The 16,067-nt window shown below is 57.0% G+C and carries 11 protein-coding genes; 10 read left to right on the forward strand and 1 reads right to left on the reverse strand.

Going from position 1 to position 16,067, the window contains the following annotated elements:
• Positions 1 to 12: 12 nt before the first annotated feature.
• The 8 genes from PLH32_04730 (at position 13) to PLH32_04765 (ending at position 11,789) form a co-directional block, all read left to right on the forward strand.
• Entirely contained in the window at positions 13 to 3,660 is a 3,648-nt protein-coding gene (locus PLH32_04730; protein HQJ63899.1) for a hypothetical protein, read from the forward strand.
• Between the two features lie 48 nt (positions 3,661 to 3,708).
• On the forward strand, positions 3,709 to 4,728 hold the full coding sequence (locus tag PLH32_04735) for a PorV/PorQ family protein (protein ID HQJ63900.1): 1,020 nt from the start codon (positions 3,709 to 3,711) through the stop codon (positions 4,726 to 4,728).
• A gap of 142 nt (positions 4,729 to 4,870) precedes the next feature.
• Positions 4,871 to 6,367, forward strand: coding sequence for a peptidylprolyl isomerase (locus PLH32_04740; protein ID HQJ63901.1), 1,497 nt, complete (start codon positions 4,871 to 4,873; stop codon positions 6,365 to 6,367).
• A 153-nt stretch (positions 6,368 to 6,520) separates the two neighbouring features.
• Complete coding sequence (locus PLH32_04745; GenBank protein ID HQJ63902.1) at positions 6,521 to 6,679, forward strand: DUF5989 family protein; 159 nt, start codon at positions 6,521 to 6,523, stop codon at positions 6,677 to 6,679.
• Positions 6,680 to 6,690: 11 nt separating this feature from the next.
• Positions 6,691 to 8,715 carry a GDSL-type esterase/lipase family protein gene (locus PLH32_04750; protein HQJ63903.1) on the forward strand — a complete coding sequence of 675 codons (2,025 nt, stop codon included), beginning with the start codon at positions 6,691 to 6,693 and terminating at the stop codon, positions 8,713 to 8,715.
• 61 nt (positions 8,716 to 8,776) lie between these two features.
• A complete protein-coding gene (locus PLH32_04755; GenBank protein HQJ63904.1) occupies positions 8,777 to 10,039 on the forward strand; it encodes an extracellular solute-binding protein in 1,263 nt (420 codons plus the stop codon).
• A gap of 1 nt (position 10,040) precedes the next feature.
• Positions 10,041 to 10,934 carry a sugar ABC transporter permease gene (locus PLH32_04760; GenBank protein ID HQJ63905.1) on the forward strand — a complete coding sequence of 298 codons (894 nt, stop codon included), beginning with the start codon at positions 10,041 to 10,043 and terminating at the stop codon, positions 10,932 to 10,934.
• Positions 10,935 to 10,946: 12 nt separating this feature from the next.
• Complete coding sequence (locus tag PLH32_04765; GenBank protein ID HQJ63906.1) at positions 10,947 to 11,789, forward strand: ABC transporter permease subunit; 843 nt, start codon at positions 10,947 to 10,949, stop codon at positions 11,787 to 11,789.
• A gap of 213 nt (positions 11,790 to 12,002) precedes the next feature.
• Here the strand turns inward: PLH32_04765 and PLH32_04770 are convergent, their stop codons facing one another.
• Positions 12,003 to 13,145 carry an integrase gene (locus PLH32_04770; GenBank protein HQJ63907.1) on the reverse strand — a complete coding sequence of 381 codons (1,143 nt, stop codon included), beginning with the start codon at positions 13,143 to 13,145 and terminating at the stop codon, positions 12,003 to 12,005.
• Between the two features lie 180 nt (positions 13,146 to 13,325).
• Between PLH32_04770 and PLH32_04775 the strand changes: the two genes are divergently transcribed.
• Both PLH32_04775 and PLH32_04780 read left to right on the forward strand, forming a co-directional pair.
• A complete protein-coding gene (locus PLH32_04775; GenBank protein ID HQJ63908.1) occupies positions 13,326 to 13,799 on the forward strand; it encodes a hypothetical protein in 474 nt (157 codons plus the stop codon).
• 275 nt (positions 13,800 to 14,074) lie between these two features.
• Complete coding sequence (locus PLH32_04780) at positions 14,075 to 15,943, forward strand: LysM peptidoglycan-binding domain-containing protein (protein ID HQJ63909.1); 1,869 nt, start codon at positions 14,075 to 14,077, stop codon at positions 15,941 to 15,943.
• Positions 15,944 to 16,067: the final 124 nt, after the last annotated feature.

The following is a 16,067-nucleotide window of genomic DNA, read 5'->3' on the forward strand; positions in this document are numbered from 1 at the left end:
GAAACAAACCGCATGAAAAAAATAGTGATGTTGACGCTCATCCTGGGACTTGTGCTGCTCTGCACCGCGGCTTTCAGCCAGCCCAAGCCCCATGGCTTGTTCAGCGAGGAACGCAAAGGCTTTCATAACGGCAACCGTATTCAAACCACTTTTTACAACTCAGGCTTGATCGGCCGCGTCTCCGGCATCGAAGAGGATATTGCAGGCGAGTGGCCCAAAGGCTCGGGTCATCTCTACATCGGCGACCAGCTGACCATGGTCGGCGCCGAGATCATCGACCGCGACGGCCAGGTCAAGCACTCGGTCGTCACACCGCGCGGCCCCAAGGTCGACCCGCGCATGGGCGACCGCTCCTCCGACGGTCTCACCTGGTACACCTGGGAGGCCCTGCCCGGTTACGCCGGCAAGGATACCACGGTGGTGGCGATGAGCCATATCAAAAAGTCGTGGCCGGTCTTCTGGCCCGACAAGGAAGATGCCGTGGATGATCCCGGCTGGCGTAACGATGCCTTTGACAGCGATCCCAAGCATGCGGCCTGGAACGGCTATTTTGGCAAGAACCAGTTCAATGCCGACCAGGAAAGCTATTTCGTCATGGATGACTATAACGACGCACGCTACAATTTTTACCCCGATTCCACCGATCTTTCCCGCCGCGGCCTGGGATTAAAGATCTCGGCGCGCGGCTTGCAATGGGCTCAGGTCCTGGCCCAGGACGCCCTCTTTTTCATCTATGACATCACCAATATCGGCACCACCAGCTACGACAAGGTCGTCTTCAGCATCATCTGCGGCTATATGGCCGGCGGCGATGGCGAGGATGACAATTGCACCTTTGAACGATCGATCAACCTGACCTATACCTGGGATTATGACGGCATCGGCTCCGGCGGCTGGTCGCCGGTCGACATTGCCGGCTGCGCCTTCCTCGAAAGCCCCGGCAATGCCCGGGATGGCATCGACAACGACGGCGACGGCACCAGCGGTTCGGGCAAGACCATCAACGAGGAGATGTTCAAGCCGAAGGCCCTCCAAGCCGGCCAGGATGTCGTCAAGATCAACTACAGCGATTACGCCCGTAGCGTCACCAAGATGCCTGCCGATTCCCTCGTGATCATCGGTCCGAAGAATAAACGGATCGTTTTCCGGCCCGGCCAGCAGGTCGAGGAGATCCGCTTCAATGGCATCGACGATAACCTCAACGGCCTGATCGACGAAAACAACTATAACGAGATCGAGATCACTACCGGCGTTACCCAGAAAACTTACGTCTACGTCGGGCTCAAGTACATCGATTACCTCACTGGTGAGGGGTTGGACAACAAACTCATCGACGAACGCCGCGATGATGGCATCGACAACGACGGCGACTGGAATCCGATCACCGACGACGTGGGTATGGACGGCCAGTTCAATACCATGGATGCCGGCGAAGGGGACGGCTTGCCGACTTCGGGCGCCGGCACCAGTCTGCCGGGCGAGCCCCACATCGACAAGACCGACGTCAGCGAATCCGACCAGCTCGGCCTGACCAGTTTTTATTTCTTCTATCCATTCAACAAGTTCGGTCTCAAGGAGGACGAGAAACTCTGGAATTATACGACCCCGGGTTCGTTCGTCAACGGCGTCGGCAACAACGTCGACGGCGACTGGATCTACGCCTCCGGTTATTTCCCCCTCAAACCGGGCGAGACCGAGCGCATTTCCACCGCGATTCTTTATTCCGCCTGGGTGCCGGGCGACCCGCGCAGCGGCATCGTCGCCAAAAAAGGGACGGCTCAGTTCATCTATGACGAGAATTATAACTTTGCCAAGGCCCCTAATCCGCCCAAGGTCTATGCCTCGGTCGGAGACGGCGAAGTGACGATTTACTGGGATGATACTGCCGAATACTCTTACGATGCGGTCAGCGGCTACGACTTTGAAGGGTACCGCATCTATCGTGCCTCGGATCCCGGCTTTGAAGACGCCACTCCCATCACGAACTATCTCGGCAGCCGCCTGATGTCCGTGCCGCTCGCCCAGTACGACCGTGCCGACGGCATCTCGGGATTCTATCCCGAAGCTTATCCCGGAACCGGCGTCGAGTTCTACCTTGGCAACGATTCGGGTCTGGCCCACTCCTTCCGCGATACCACCGTGGTGAATGGCTATAAGTACTATTATGCCGTCACCTCCTATGACCGCGGTGACCTGGTCAACGGCTTCAACCCGGTCGAATGCCCGATCGATGTCAGCATCGATGCGGCTGGCAATGTTTCGCTCGGCTCGAATGTGGTGGCGGTGATCCCCGCCGCAAAAGTCGCCGGCTATGTGAAGCGCGACCATACCATCCCGCTCCAGAAAGTCGCCGGGACGATGGGCACGGGCTCGGTGGTCGCCACCATCGTCGATGAAAAGCGGATCCCCGAGAACCGCGAGATCCTGGTCAAGTTCACCGACACCGCCAGTGACGGTGTGGACAACGACGGCGACTGGAAGAAGGCTACCGATGACCTCGGCGCGGACGGGATCGCCGGAACCGGCGATCCCGGTGAAGGCGATGGCGTGCCGACACCCGGTGAACCCAACCTCGACAACAAAGACCTGCAGGAGTGGGTGCCCATGACCACCGGCTACGGTGTCTATGATATCACCCGAGCCGGCGTCGTCGACACCCTGGTGCAGACCACCTTCATCAAACTGGCCGAAGGTTCAGCCAGCCCGGATACGGTGGTGGACAGCAGCGGCGATATCGACGGCGGCCGTGATTTCTTCTACGGCATGCGCCTCAACATCGAGAATGCCACCAAGATCGAGCGGATCCTCGCGCTTTCTAACTGGAATGTGATCCGCACCACGGCGCCCTTCAACTACTCCTACGTCTTGACCAAATTCCAGTTCGGCGGCTATTATGAGACAGGCGTCGAATATCCCATCAATTATGCAGTGGTAGCAACCGACGATTTCAACGGCCGGTCCGCGCCCCTGACCATTCACAAGAAGAATCCCAATGGCACCATGGGCGCCGCTTATAATATTCCAGCGGTCACGACCAACTTCAAGGTAGTCAACATGGATACCAAGCAGGAGATCCCCTACGCCTTCCTCGATTACGTGCAGCGGCCCACCTTCATCCAGCCGGGCCAGCTCTCCAATTTTGACCGCATCATCTTTTTCGAGCAGGTGGGGTCGGAGACCAAGGTGACCTGGAGCCTTTATTTCACCGGCAACGACACCACGGCCTACCATCCTAAAACAGGCGATACCCTGCGCATCGTGACAACCCGTCCCTTCGGCAGCCATGACAGTTTCCGTTTCACTACCAAAGCGGCCACAGTCGACGCCAAGAAAGCCGCCTCGGAACTGAAAAACATCAAGGTGGTACCCAATCCCTATGTTGCTTCGGCCGGTTGGGAACCACTCAATCCCTACGCCACCGGGCGCGGTTCGCGCGAGATTCATTTCACCCATCTGCCGATGAAATGCACCATCCGCATCTATACCGTCCAGGGTGAACTGATTGCCACCGTCGAACACAACTCTCCCTTTTTCGACGGCACGCAGGCCTGGAACATGCTGACCAGGGATAATCTCGACATTGCCTACGGGGTTTACGTCTACCACGTCGATGCCGGGGATTTGGGCAGCTTCGTCGGCAAATTTGCCGTGATCAAGTAGAACCATGAGATCCTGGCTGTTTGGGAACGAAAACATCTTGAGGTTATTATGAAAAAAATACTTTTTTCAGGTCTCATCCTTCTTCTCTTGGTCATGGACGGTTATGCGCAAAACGTGACCAAGGTGGGAACCACGGCGGCCTCCTTCCTGAATGTCGGGCAGGGGGCACGCGCCATCGCCATGGGTGGCGCCTACGTCTCGATGGCCAGTGACGCCACCGCCCTCTACTGGAATCCGGCGGGCATTGCGACCATGCAGGGCAGCGAGGCGGTTTTCAACCACTCGGAATGGATCGCGGACATCAACTTTGATTTTGCCGGGGTCGCCCTGAACCTTGGTAATATCGGTTCTGTCGGTCTGTTCGGCAACTTTATGACCATCGGCGAGATGGATGTCACTACCGAGCTTTATCCCGAAGGAACCGGGCAGCGCTTCAATTCCGGCTCCTATACAATGGGCCTATCCTATGGACGCGCACTCACCGACCGTTTTGCGGTCGGTGCCAACGTCAAGTATGTCCATGAATATATCATGAACAGTGGCGCGGACGGCCTCGCCCTTGATATCGGCACGGTCTTCACCACTCAGTTCCGCGGCCTGCGCCTCGGGGCCTCGATCAGCAATTTTGGCACAAAAATGCGCATGTCTGGCCGGGATCTGCTCGTGCAGCATGATACCGATCCCCTGCGCGCGGGCAATAACGACAAGATCAACGCCAATATGGCCACCGATTCCTTCGAAATGCCCCTTTATCTGCGCGTCGGCCTCTCCTACAATGTCCTGCAGGAAACCAAGAAACACGCGCTCTGGGTTGCAGTTGATGCTGTGCACCCGAGCGATAACGTCGAATCGGTCAACCTTGGCGCCGAATACGCCTACGACTCGATATTCTTCCTCCGCGGCGGATATGCCTCGCTCTTCTCCAAGGATGCCGAACAGGGATTGACCCTGGGCGGCGGCCTGCAATACGGTTTTGGCGGCAGAATGGCCCTCAAGCTCGATTATGCCTACGAGGCCTTTGGCCGTTTTGATTATGTCCAGAAATTCACCCTGGGCATCGGCTTTTGATCTTCCGGCCGCAGCGTCGCGGCATTGCTGGCGCCGCCAGTCGGGACGTTGCTGATCGTTGGGTGCAGAGGGGAGAGAGTGGAGGCTCTCTCCCCTCTTGCCATTTCTCATGCTGACCCTTTGATTCACTTTCCGGTATGCTATGAAAAAAGTCCTGGTTCTGACCGCTCTGCTGCTCGCTTGCAGCCTCACCCCCCTCGATGACCGCACCGCCGCGTTGGTCAACCGCGAACCGATCTCCATCGAGGAGCTTCGCAACAACATCCACTTCATGACCCTTTATGCGCGCAACAAAAAGGGCCGGGAACTGGTCGATGCCCATCTCAATCTGCTCATCGAGAAAAAACTTTTCGCCCAGGAAGCCAGGCGGCAGGGGCTGGAGATGAATCCCCTGGTGCGCCAGGTCGTCGACTGGGCGGAGCGGGATCAGATGATCAAGGCGCTCTACCGCGATGAGGTACGCAACAAGGTGCAGCTGGGTGAGGCGGATTTGCGTGCCGCCTTTTTACGCGGCCGCGAACAGGTGCATTTGCGGCATCTCTTCGCCCGTTCCGAGGTCGATGCCCTGCTGCTCAAGGAGCAGCTCGATCGGGGCGTCCCCTTCGAGATGCTCGCCGCGCGCACGTTTCATGACAGCACCCTCGCCCGCAGCGGAGGGGATTTGGGTTATGTCGGCTATGATGATATCGACGAAAAACTTGCCGAAACCGCCTTTGCGCTCCCGCTACACCAGATTTCGCCGCCGGTTCAGAGCCGTTATGGCTGGCATATCCTGCGCGTCGACAACCGGCGCCAGCAACTTTTCAATAGCGAAGCCGAGTATCAACAGCAGCGCCAGGCCCTTGCCGAGGATCTGCGGCGCAAGCTCGAGAAAAAGGCGGCCGGCGCCTATGTCGACAAAATGATGAGCGCTCTCGAGGTCAAGATGATCAACGCGACCTTCAACCTCCTTGCCGCGAGCGTCAAGGAAGTCGTCCTCGGTGCGGAGCGGAAGGTGCCAAATTACCAGCCGATGCTTGGCGGCCGGGAGATGATGCAGATGAACGAAGGGGTCGGCGGCCATAACCAGAAGGTCCTGGTGGTATGGAAAGGGGGCCGGTTGACACTCGGGGAGTTTCTCCAGCGGGTGGAGTCTCTGCCGGTCAGCGAGCGGCCGCGCATCGATACGCCGGGTCACCTCCGGTTCGATATCGGCAAGCTCGCCATGCGCGAGCTGCTAGTACAGCAGGCCAAACGGCAGAATCTGGACAAGGATCCCCAGGTTCAGGAAGGGGTACGCAAGTGGCGTGAGGATTATCTTTTTGGCGCCCTGTGGCAGCGCGTGCGGGATACCCTGACTGTAAGCCCGGCGGAGGAAGCGGCCTTTTTCGCCTCCCATACGGGCCGCTACCGGGAGTTCCTAGAGAACCGTCCCCAAGGCTTGCTCTCGCCGGATTCGCTCGCCCTCATCCCGGCCCTGCAGAGCCGGGTGCGCGAGGAGGTCTTGAGCGAAAAGAATGACCAGATCTATGCACACATGGCCGCGGAGCTGCTCCGCAAGGCAAAGATCCGCCGCAACGAGAAGCAACTCGACGCCCTCGCCGCCGAGTTTCCCTCCGGTAGAGAACGCATCGATATGATGGGTTTGCCTAACAAATAGGCCCGGATCAGCGCGCGAAATCAGTTGAAATTCAACCGCGATTTTCCTACTTTAAAGTCTTAAGACGCCGCCTCATCGTCTCTCGCCTCATCTTTTAGCTGCGGGCGCCGAGGGGAAACGCAACGCTTTCATTTCAGCGACAGGGTAGAAGGTATGTCCAAACTCTCCATTGTCAAAGAATTCTGGTATTTTCTGCGCGAGCGTAAAAAATGGTGGTTAGGTCCCATCCTTTTTTTCCTGCTGTTGCTCGGGCTACTGATCGTCTTCGCTGAGGGCTCCGCTCTGGCACCCTTCATCTATACCCTTTTTTAAAGGGCTGGCGCGTGCGCAAAGGCGACCGGCATACCAGGCGCAACCCGCTCTCCCCATCCCGCAAACGGCTTTTCTGGGTCCTGCTGGTCGCGCTTCCTGTCCTCTTCTTGCTGCTGCTTGAAGGCGGCCTGCGCCTCCTCCATTATGGGGGGGAGGATGATCTGGTGCTGTTACGCAAGGAGTACGGTGAGCGCTATTATCAGATCAACCGCCAGGTAGCGCGCCGCTATTTCGGCGGCGGGGAGAACACCATTCCCGATGCCCGCGGCGAGGCGTTTGCCTATATCAAAACACCGGAAACCTATCGCATCTTTTGCCTCGGCGGCTCCACCACCGCCGGCTGGCCCTTCCAGCACAATGCCGGCTTTCCCAGCCAGCTGCAGGTGCGCCTCGCCCGGCTTTTCCCGCAGCGCAACTTTGAGGTCATCAACGTCGGCATATCTGCCATCAACAGTTACTCGGTACTCGATTTTACCCGCGAGCTGCTGCGCTATCAACCCGACCTCTTTCTGATTTATATGGGGCACAACGAGTTTTATGGTGCGCTCGGGGCAGCCAGCACCCGGAGCATCGGCCTCAGCCGACCCCTGATCAAGGTCTATATGCGGCTGGAACGCCTCAGGCTGCTCCAGCTGCTGCGCGACGGTCTCAATCGACTGCGCCGCGCCCCGGCGGCTGCGGGGCCGCATGAAACCCTGATGGAGAGTATGGTCGGCGACAAAAAGATTCTGCTGGATAGTCCCAAATACCGCCGGGCCCGCGCCGATTTCGCCGCCAATCTCGGTGAAATCCTGGCGATGATCCATAAGAAAGGGGTACCGGTCCTGGTGAGTACCCTGGTCAGCAATATCGCGGACCAGCCGCCCTTCGAGTCCCCGTTCTCGCCCGGTTTCCACCGCGAATCGGAGTGGAACACCCTGGTGCAGCAGGGAGATACCGCCTTGAACCGCAAGGATCCCGCTGTGGCTCTGACCTGGTACCGGCAAGCCGCCGCCCTGGATTCACTGCCGGCCCTGATCGTTTACAAGATGGGGCAGTGCCAGCGTCTGCTGGGAGATTCGCTCGTTGCGCGCCGTCAGCTTGAACGGGCGCGTGACCTTGATGCCTTACGTTTCCGGGCCAGCTCGGATTTCAACGAAGTGATCCGCAGCGTCTGCCGGTCACAGCAAACGCCGGTGGTCGAGACCGAGGCGGCCTTCATCCAGGCCGCGCCTCAGGGGCTCGTCGGCCATACCTTGATGCTCGATCATCTCCATCCCGGGGCGCCTGGATACCTGCTAATGGCCGACGCCTTTTGCCGGGCTATGGCCGCCCACGATCTGATCGTCCCGGCGGCGCAATGGCCCTGGGCCCGCGATCCCGCTCCCGAGGAGATGCTCGCACAGGCCTGCGTCACGCCGCTCGAAGAGGAGATCGCCTATCAGCGCATCCGCATCCTGACCAGCCGCTATCCCTTCCGCGAAGAGCATCTGATCAAGGCCGTGGCCGAGCCGGAGTATGAAAGGGTGCTGCAGGGTGCGGTGCAAATGCTCTTCCAGCGCAAATGGAGCTGGAGCGAAGCCCACTACCGCGTCGCCGACTGGCTGACCGGCAAGCAGCGCTATGCCGAAGCCGCGCAGGAGTACCGCGCGGTCATCCGCGTCGTGCCCGGTAACTATTACCCCTATCTTTTCCTCGGCACGCTCCTCACCCAGATGGGCAAAGACAATGAAGCCGAAGCGGCGCTGCTGCAGGCTGCGGCATGCAGCCCGAACCTCCCCTTCGCCTATGCCAAGCTGGGGGTCTATTATATGAACCGCAACGAAGCGGACAAGGCCATGCCGGTGCTCAAGCAGGCAATCGCCCTGGCCGGGAACAGCCGTGATTTCACCCGTCAGGACCTATCCCGGGTTCACTATCTGCTCGGGGTGGCGCTGGCGCAGCGCGGCGATTACGCAGGCGCGCGCTCCGAGGCCCGGATCGCCCTCAATCTAGCGCCGGGGGAGGCGCGGGTGCTCAAACTGCAGCAGCAGCTGGATGCGGCAGGGGCACCCTGACTCTCGCCGGAGGGGTCGACGCTCCACCAAGCCGAACCGATCTTTTTCAAAGAGGTATACCTTGATCTTGCGCACCTTGAGACGATGTAATACTCTTCCCCTGCTCCTGATCACGCTGCTGATGCTCCTGCTCACGGGTTGCAGTAAGCGGGATCAAAAGCGGATCCTGGTCTGGCATTCGATGCGGCCGGTAGAAGCGGAGTTGCTCCGCGCCGAACTTGCCCGATTTGGCACGCGCCATCCCGGCTGGACTTTTGGTGAACTCTACTACCAGAATGAGACCGCACGCACCAACTATATCATTTCGGCTCTGGGGGGATCCGGTCCGGAACTCTTCTGGGGCGCCAACGATAATGTCGGTCCCCTGGTCGAGATGGGCGTCATTCAGCCGCTGGAAACGCTGCTCGAACCGGCCTTTCTCGACAGCTTTCTGTTCGAACCCATCAAGGCCAATACCTGGCTCAACGGCCACCTTTGGCAGATCGCCGACCGCGTCGGCAATCATCTCTGCCTGGTGTACAACAAAAAAATGATCGCCTCCCCGCCGCAGACCATCAGCGAATTGATCCGCGTCGGCAAGGCACTGACCCGGGATTTCAATAGCGATGGCAAACCGGATCAATACGCCCTGGTCTGGAACTACACCGAACCCTTTTTCGCGGTGCCCTTCATTGGGGGATACGGTGGCTGGATCATCGACGATTCGACTCGTCAGCCCACCCTCAATACCGAAGCGGTAACCCGGGCGTGTCAGCTGATCTATGATCTCGGCCATAAATACCGCATCATCCCCGAAGAGTGTGACTATGAGATCGCCAATGCCCTCTTCAAGGATGGCTATGCGGCGATGATCATAAACGGCAGCTGGTCCTGGGGCACCTATCTGGAGAATGGCATCAACCTCGGGATTGCGCGGATTCCGCGGATCGATGAAACCGGGCTTTGGCCGATGCCGGCGGTTTCCCCCCTCGGTTATTCCCTGAATATCAACACCACCGGGGAGAAACGGCGCATCGCCCTGGAGCTGCTGCACCATCTGACCTCGGCCGAGGTGCAGCTAAAGTTCACCGCTCTTTCCATCGCATTGCCGTCGCGCGCCGCCGCCTTCAATAGCCCGGAGGTCCAGAACAATCCCCTCGCGCTGGCTTCTCTGGAGCAGATGAAGGTCGGCCGGCTGATGTCGCCGGTCACCGAGATGCGCTGGATCTGGGATGCGATGCGGCCGAGTTATCAGGCGATTTTTTCGGGCCGGGTTTCCGCCGTTCAGGCGGCACAGCAGATGCAAGCCCTGGCTCTCAAATTGATCAAGGAAAACCGGGAGTAATATGGCTGCGAACGCCGGACAAGTCAAGGTGAACCGGCTGGCGTACCTCTACACCATGCCGGCTTTCATCCTTATGGGGATGATGATCGTCTATCCCTTTCTCTTCAATATCGTTATCTCCTTTTCGAACATGAACCTGACCCACTTTCGTGACTGGCATCTCACCGGACTGATCAATTACGCCCAGGTGATCTCCGATTCCAGTTTCTGGTACTACTTCTTCAAGACCATGCTCTGGACCGTCCTCAACGTCGTCTTCCACGTCGGCATCGGCGTCTCCCTGGCACTCCTCCTCAACAAGGATATCAAGGGCAAATCCGTCTTCCGCACCCTGCTGATCCTACCCTGGGCCGTGCCGCAGTACATTACCGCCCTCACCTGGCGCGGGATGTTCAACTCGGAATACGGCGCGGTCAATCTGCTGCTCAGTCAGGGATTCGGCATTACCATCCCCTGGCTGACGACTGAATGGGGGGCCTTCACGGCTTGCCTGATCACCAATATCTGGCTCGGCTTTCCTTTCATGATGATCATCGCTCTGGGCGGCCTGCAAAGCATTCCAGATGAGCTCTACGAGGCGGCCGATATCGACGGTTCCACCTGGTGGCACAAGCTGCGCCACATCACGATTCCATTGCTCAAGCCGGTTATGGTACCGGCGATCACGCTCGGGGTGATCTGGACCTTTAACAATTTCAACGTGGTCTGGCTGGTATCCAACGGCGGCGAGCCCTCCGACAAGACCCATATCCTGGTCTCCTGGATCTACAAGAGCGCCTTCACCTATTTTCGCATGGGCTATGCCGCCGCTTTCTCGATGGTGCTCTTCGCCATTCTGCTCATTTTCAGCTGGAATTTCATTAAAAAGACCCGCGCCACCGAGGCGGTGTACTAAAGGGGTCCCTCTATGCGCAAACCGCGAGATCTTTCAACGACCGGCAAGATAGCCGCTTATGCCGTGTTGATCCTCTTCACCCTCTTCGCCCTTTGGCCGGTGTTGCAGGTCATCTCCATATCGCTGCGGCCCGGAGACCGGCTGCTGAGTAAATCCCTGGCGATCCTCCCCGAGGGTGCCACACTGGATTCGTATATCCACCTGTTTACCCGCGAACCCTTTTTGCGCTGGCTCGGCAATAGCGTCATCGTCTCCGGTGTAGTCACCCTGGTGGGGTCGCTGCTGGCCGCCTTTGCGGGATATGCCTTTTCCCGCTACAAATTCCGCGGCCGCGATACCGCCATGGTTGGCATCATCACCACCCAGATGTTTCCGGTTACGATGCTGCTGCTCCCGCTCTTCATTCTGCTGATCCGGATCAAGGCCTATGACAATTACCTAGGCCTGATCATTGCCTATGCAGCCACAGCCCTGCCCTTCACCATCTGGCAGATGAAGGGCTTTTACGATACCATCCCTTACAGCCTCGAAGAGGCGGCGAGCATTGACGGCTGCTCTCCCTTTGCGGTATTCTGGCGTATCGTCCTGCCGCTGGCTGCACCCGCCCTGGTCATCAACGCCCTCTTCACCTTCATGACCGCATGGAGCGAATATCTGGTCGCTGCGGTCATCATCCAGGACAAGACGATGTTCACCTTGCCTCTCGGCCTCAAGATGTTCCAGTCCAACATGGAAGTGGCCTGGGGCCTCTATTCCGCCGGTGCGGTGGTGGTGAGCATACCGGTGGTGCTGCTTTTTATGTTCCTCAGCCGCTGGCTGATCTCCGGTCTGACTCTCGGCAGTGTCAAGGGGTAACCCCCGTTGCGTCAAAATAAAATGTAACCCAAAATAATTTTCTTAATTTAATCGGAGAGACACAAAAATAATAGATCTGGTGGAGCAAATGAGTGATAGCACCCAATAGCGCCCCAAGCCGGTCCCACAGGGGAGTCGGTGCTGGTGATCAAAGAGCCAGATCTTGGGTAGCGAGTAGAATTGTCTGTATATCTTAATTGTTGATTAGAAGAGTCACTGTATTGCCATTTTTTGTATTTGGGTTATTTTTGTGTGCATCGTATTTCTCAATTGAATGGGATTGAGGGTGGAGAATAGAGTTTTCAATTTAGCCTTGTGCTCTTCAGGTATAGCAGGGGATTCGAGTACACGTTGAAATGGGGTACGTGGCGGATCGTATTTTTTTTTAATTTTTGAGCCATCACGAATTTTGTCGATAAGCTTAACAGAGGGTATAAAGAAGTTAAAATAAAGTCTCCATTCAGTTTCAAAGAGATCGTTTAGCAGGGCTATCAATTCAATTTTATCGAAACGTTGGTAGCCAAGATACTGTCTGACGTGGGTCCAATTTTTTTCTTCGATATGTGCGTTATCATTTTTAAAGTATGGCCTGGATCTGGTAAAGTGCACAGGAGTTTTCCGATTTTTGTAATGATGGAGGATATGCCAATTTAAGAATTCGGAGCCATTATCGCAATCAAATCCCAATAGTTTGAAAGGGATTCTATTTTCTATATTAGTCAATGCGTTAAGAACGCCGGTTTCGCCTTTACCCCATACTGCAGCTTGTTCAGTCCAGGTCGTGGCAATGTCCACGCAATTAATGGTTAAAGCAAAGCTGCCGCCAGCAGAACTGCCACAATGCGCAACCGAATCCACTTCCAAAAAACCTGGACGGGATTCATCCCATTGATCTTTGGCAATCGGGATATGCTTTTTAAGCAGAGACCCCGGTTTAGTCGTTGATAGGCCTAATTTTCGGAAGCGAAATCGGTCATGTTTCATTAGTCTGTCGATGGTGGAAGCTGAAATAGTGTAAAGATCATGGGCAATATCTCTCGGAATCCTGGATGGGTAGTAAGGCAGCCATATAGGGATAATGGCTTTGAGCCTCTTGGAACAAGGCAGATTAGTCCATCTCCAGAGTTGATACAGAATCACTAAAAGAAGAGGATTGCCATATTTTCTCTTTCGGCCGCGTTTTTTGTTAACAACAGTTTTTCGTCGTTTACGGCCTAAAACACGAATAGCATATTTTCGATTATACCCGGTATCCTGGCAGAATTCATCAAGTATAACAGTTTTTTGCTGCTTTTCAGATTCACTGTATCTTTGCCTTACGCTTTCCGTGTATTCTCTGCGAGAGCTCGGACTCATAATTAATGTCTCCATTTGTTGACATGGTTACATTAATTATGAGGCAACGAATATCATGCCATTGACGCATAGTTACTTTATTTATGAGTCAATGCGAACCGGTGCGCCGCCGCTTTTTCCCTTGAATATATAGCTTGAGTTTCGTATCATGTGAGTCGGGGGAAGAAGAGGAGAGGCATCATGCATAAAAAGGGACATGTTGATCCTGAACTCCAGAACCTCGAGCTCAGTCAGGTCGAGTCGCTGGACCGTGAGGCCACCGGCGGCAAGGGTTTGTCCTATTATGAAAGCGCCCTGATCACCAGACCTTCGGTCTTTCACAACCACATCTCTGCCCGCGTCGGCAACTATCTCGAGAATTTTGACGTTCGTGTTACTTTCCACGAGAACGAGATCGCCGGGTCCTGCCCCTGTCAACGTTCGCGTAAAATCTGCAAGCACGTTGTTGCCCTCCTTTACAGCTGGGTCAATGATCAAGAGGAATTCCTTGATGTGGAGGAGGTCCTGACGCAGGTCCGTGCCATGAAGAAAGAGCAACTGGTGGGGATCGTCGAGACGATTGTCCGCCAGAACGCGGAACTGGCAGAGTTTTTCTTTCAGCGGCAGCAGCCCGACTGGGATGAGATCGATCCCGGCGTCACGGACGGCCGCTGAGAGCGGCAGCCTGCGCCTTCTTGCCCCGGCAGAACTTACGATGGAAGAAACGGTTTCAGAGCATTTAGCAAGGAAGAACGCAATAGATGAGGTATTCAAGATACGGCAAAGGCAGGGGATGGATTCTGGCAGGGTTGTTTCTGCTTTCAGGCAATTTTCTTCATGCGGAGGAGCTTTTTCCAATATCCCCCGAACTGCAGCATCGGGTCGATTTTTGGATCAAGGTGTTTAGCAAATATGGTCGGGATCAAGTGATTATTCACGATACGGATCATATGAATGTGATCTATGATGTGGTTGATCTCACCGAAGGGACAGGAGGCCGGCGGTCCCGATTTGGCAAAGTGGATGCGGTGCGCCGCGAGATTCGCGCCGCGCTGCAGCGGCTCAGCCGGATTACCGGCCCGAGCGATACCCTCAAATTGACCTTACGCGAGCGGCAGATTTACAGCCTCTGGAGTTTCAGTGACGCGTCCGGCAAATTCGCTCAGGCTGCAGAGAATATCCATATGCAATATGGCGTGCGCGAACTTTTTATGAAGGGGCTGCAGCGTTCCGGGGCGCATCTGGATACCATGCAGGCGATTTTCCGGCAGTATGGCCTGCCGGAGGATCTTTGTTACCTCCCGCATGTCGAGTCCGCCTTTAATCCCCGCGCCTATTCCAAGGTCGGCGCGGCCGGCCTTTGGCAATTCACCCGTTCGACCGGGCGGCTTTATCTCAAGATCGATTACGCTATCGATGAACGCTATGACCCCATCCTCGCGACGCATGCCGCCGCTCGCCTGATGAAGCACAATTACGCCGAGCTAGGGAGCTGGCCGTTGGCGATCACCGCCTATAATCATGGCAAGGGAGGCATGCAAAAGGCGGTAGAACAACTTGAGACCGACGATCTCGCCGCGATTATCCAGGAGTATGACGGCCGCCGCTTCGGATTCGCCTCCAAGAATTTTTATGCCGAATTCCTGGCCGCGCGCGAGCTGGGCAAGAATTTCCGCCACTATTTCGGAGAGGTGGAGAAGGAGAAGCCGGGCGGCTACCAGATTTTCATTGTGCCCAGTTATATCACCCTCGATGCCCTCGCCCGCAAATTCAACTTGAGCAAGGATGTCATCGCTGAACTCAACCCGGCCTTGCGGCGTCCCATCCTTAAATCGGCCCGCCGCATCCCTAAGGGCTATCCCCTGCGCCTGCCGCAGCAGCAAAACATCGACCTCACCTCGCTTTATGCCCAGCTTCCGGCCGAGGAGAAGCACGACGAGCAGGTATCCGACCGCTACTATGTGGTCGAAAGCGGCGACAACCTCGGCCGCATCGCCAGCGAGTTCGGCACCACCGTCGAGACCCTCATGGATCTCAACGATATCAGCAATCCGCGTCGGCTGCGTGTTGGTCAGCTTCTCGAGTTGCCCGGGTCCGCCAAGGCCACTGCCGCCGGCACGGCGAATAAACCCTCTACTGCGCCGCCTGTGCTGATTCCCCCCGCCGCGGTCACCACCCCCGCCACCGACCGGGAGGAGGCTCCCAAGCCGGCCGCCGTGGAGGTCACGACCGCCGCCCCAGCGGATACCCTGCCACGCGCCGATCTGCTGACCCTCTCGCGGCAGCACGCGGGCGTCGACGGCACCCTTTACGGGCCGGCCGCCCCCCACGCTGCGAGCTCCCCCCCGCCGGCCCCCAGCAATTGGCGTTTCGAAGTGGACTTTGATCAGCCGACCGACAGCACCATCATCATCCAGCCGGAGGAGACCATCGGCCATATCGCTGAATGGCTCGGACTGGCACCGCGACGCCTGCGCGCGCTCAATGGCCTGGGTGCGGGTGCCAGTTTGTCCGTGGGGGAAAAAATCCGGGTCTCATTTTCACGCACCTCGGCAGAAGAATTCCACCGCCGCCGCCTCGAATTCCACCGCGCCCTCCAGGAGGATTTCTTTTCCAATTTCCGCATCGACAGCACCAAAACCTATACGGTCAAGCCGGGGGATGCGATCTGGCAACTCTGCAATCGGGTTTTCGAGACCCCCTATTGGCTGCTGCTGCGCTATAACCACGGCGAGAATCTCCTGACCTTGCAGCCGGGACAGACGATCGTCTATCCGGTGCTCTCGCCGCTCTCGGAAGCGGCGGTTGCTGCGCCCTGAGATGCGGGGAGTGGGGCAACCTGGCTGCCGCACCGGCCGTCTGCCGCTTCGTGCCACGGGGGAATAGCGGCGAATCCGTCCCTGTTATTCTCAAAAACTATTTTTTTACTTTTCAGGAGAAGCC

The organism is bacterium (assembly GCA_035419245.1).
GTDB lineage: Bacteria > Zhuqueibacterota > Zhuqueibacteria > Residuimicrobiales > Residuimicrobiaceae > JAKPUX01.

Bases quoted from the DNA above. Each gene is read 5' to 3' on its own strand.
- PLH32_04730 (HQJ63899.1), top strand. From the start codon at position 13: ATGAAAAAAATAGTGATGTTGACGCTCATCCTGGGACTTGTGCTGCTC.
- PLH32_04735 (HQJ63900.1), top strand. From the start codon at position 3,709: ATGAAAAAAATACTTTTTTCAGGTCTCATCCTTCTTCTCTTGGTCATG.
- PLH32_04740 (HQJ63901.1), top strand. From the start codon at position 4,871: ATGAAAAAAGTCCTGGTTCTGACCGCTCTGCTGCTCGCTTGCAGCCTC.
- PLH32_04745 (HQJ63902.1), top strand. From the start codon at position 6,521: ATGTCCAAACTCTCCATTGTCAAAGAATTCTGGTATTTTCTGCGCGAG.
- PLH32_04760 (HQJ63905.1), top strand. From the start codon at position 10,041: ATGGCTGCGAACGCCGGACAAGTCAAGGTGAACCGGCTGGCGTACCTC.
- PLH32_04765 (HQJ63906.1), top strand. From the start codon at position 10,947: ATGCGCAAACCGCGAGATCTTTCAACGACCGGCAAGATAGCCGCTTAT.
- PLH32_04770 (HQJ63907.1), bottom strand. From the start codon at position 13,145: ATGAGTCCGAGCTCTCGCAGAGAATACACGGAAAGCGTAAGGCAAAGA.
- PLH32_04775 (HQJ63908.1), top strand. From the start codon at position 13,326: ATGCATAAAAAGGGACATGTTGATCCTGAACTCCAGAACCTCGAGCTC.
- PLH32_04780 (HQJ63909.1), top strand. From the start codon at position 14,075: ATGAATGTGATCTATGATGTGGTTGATCTCACCGAAGGGACAGGAGGC.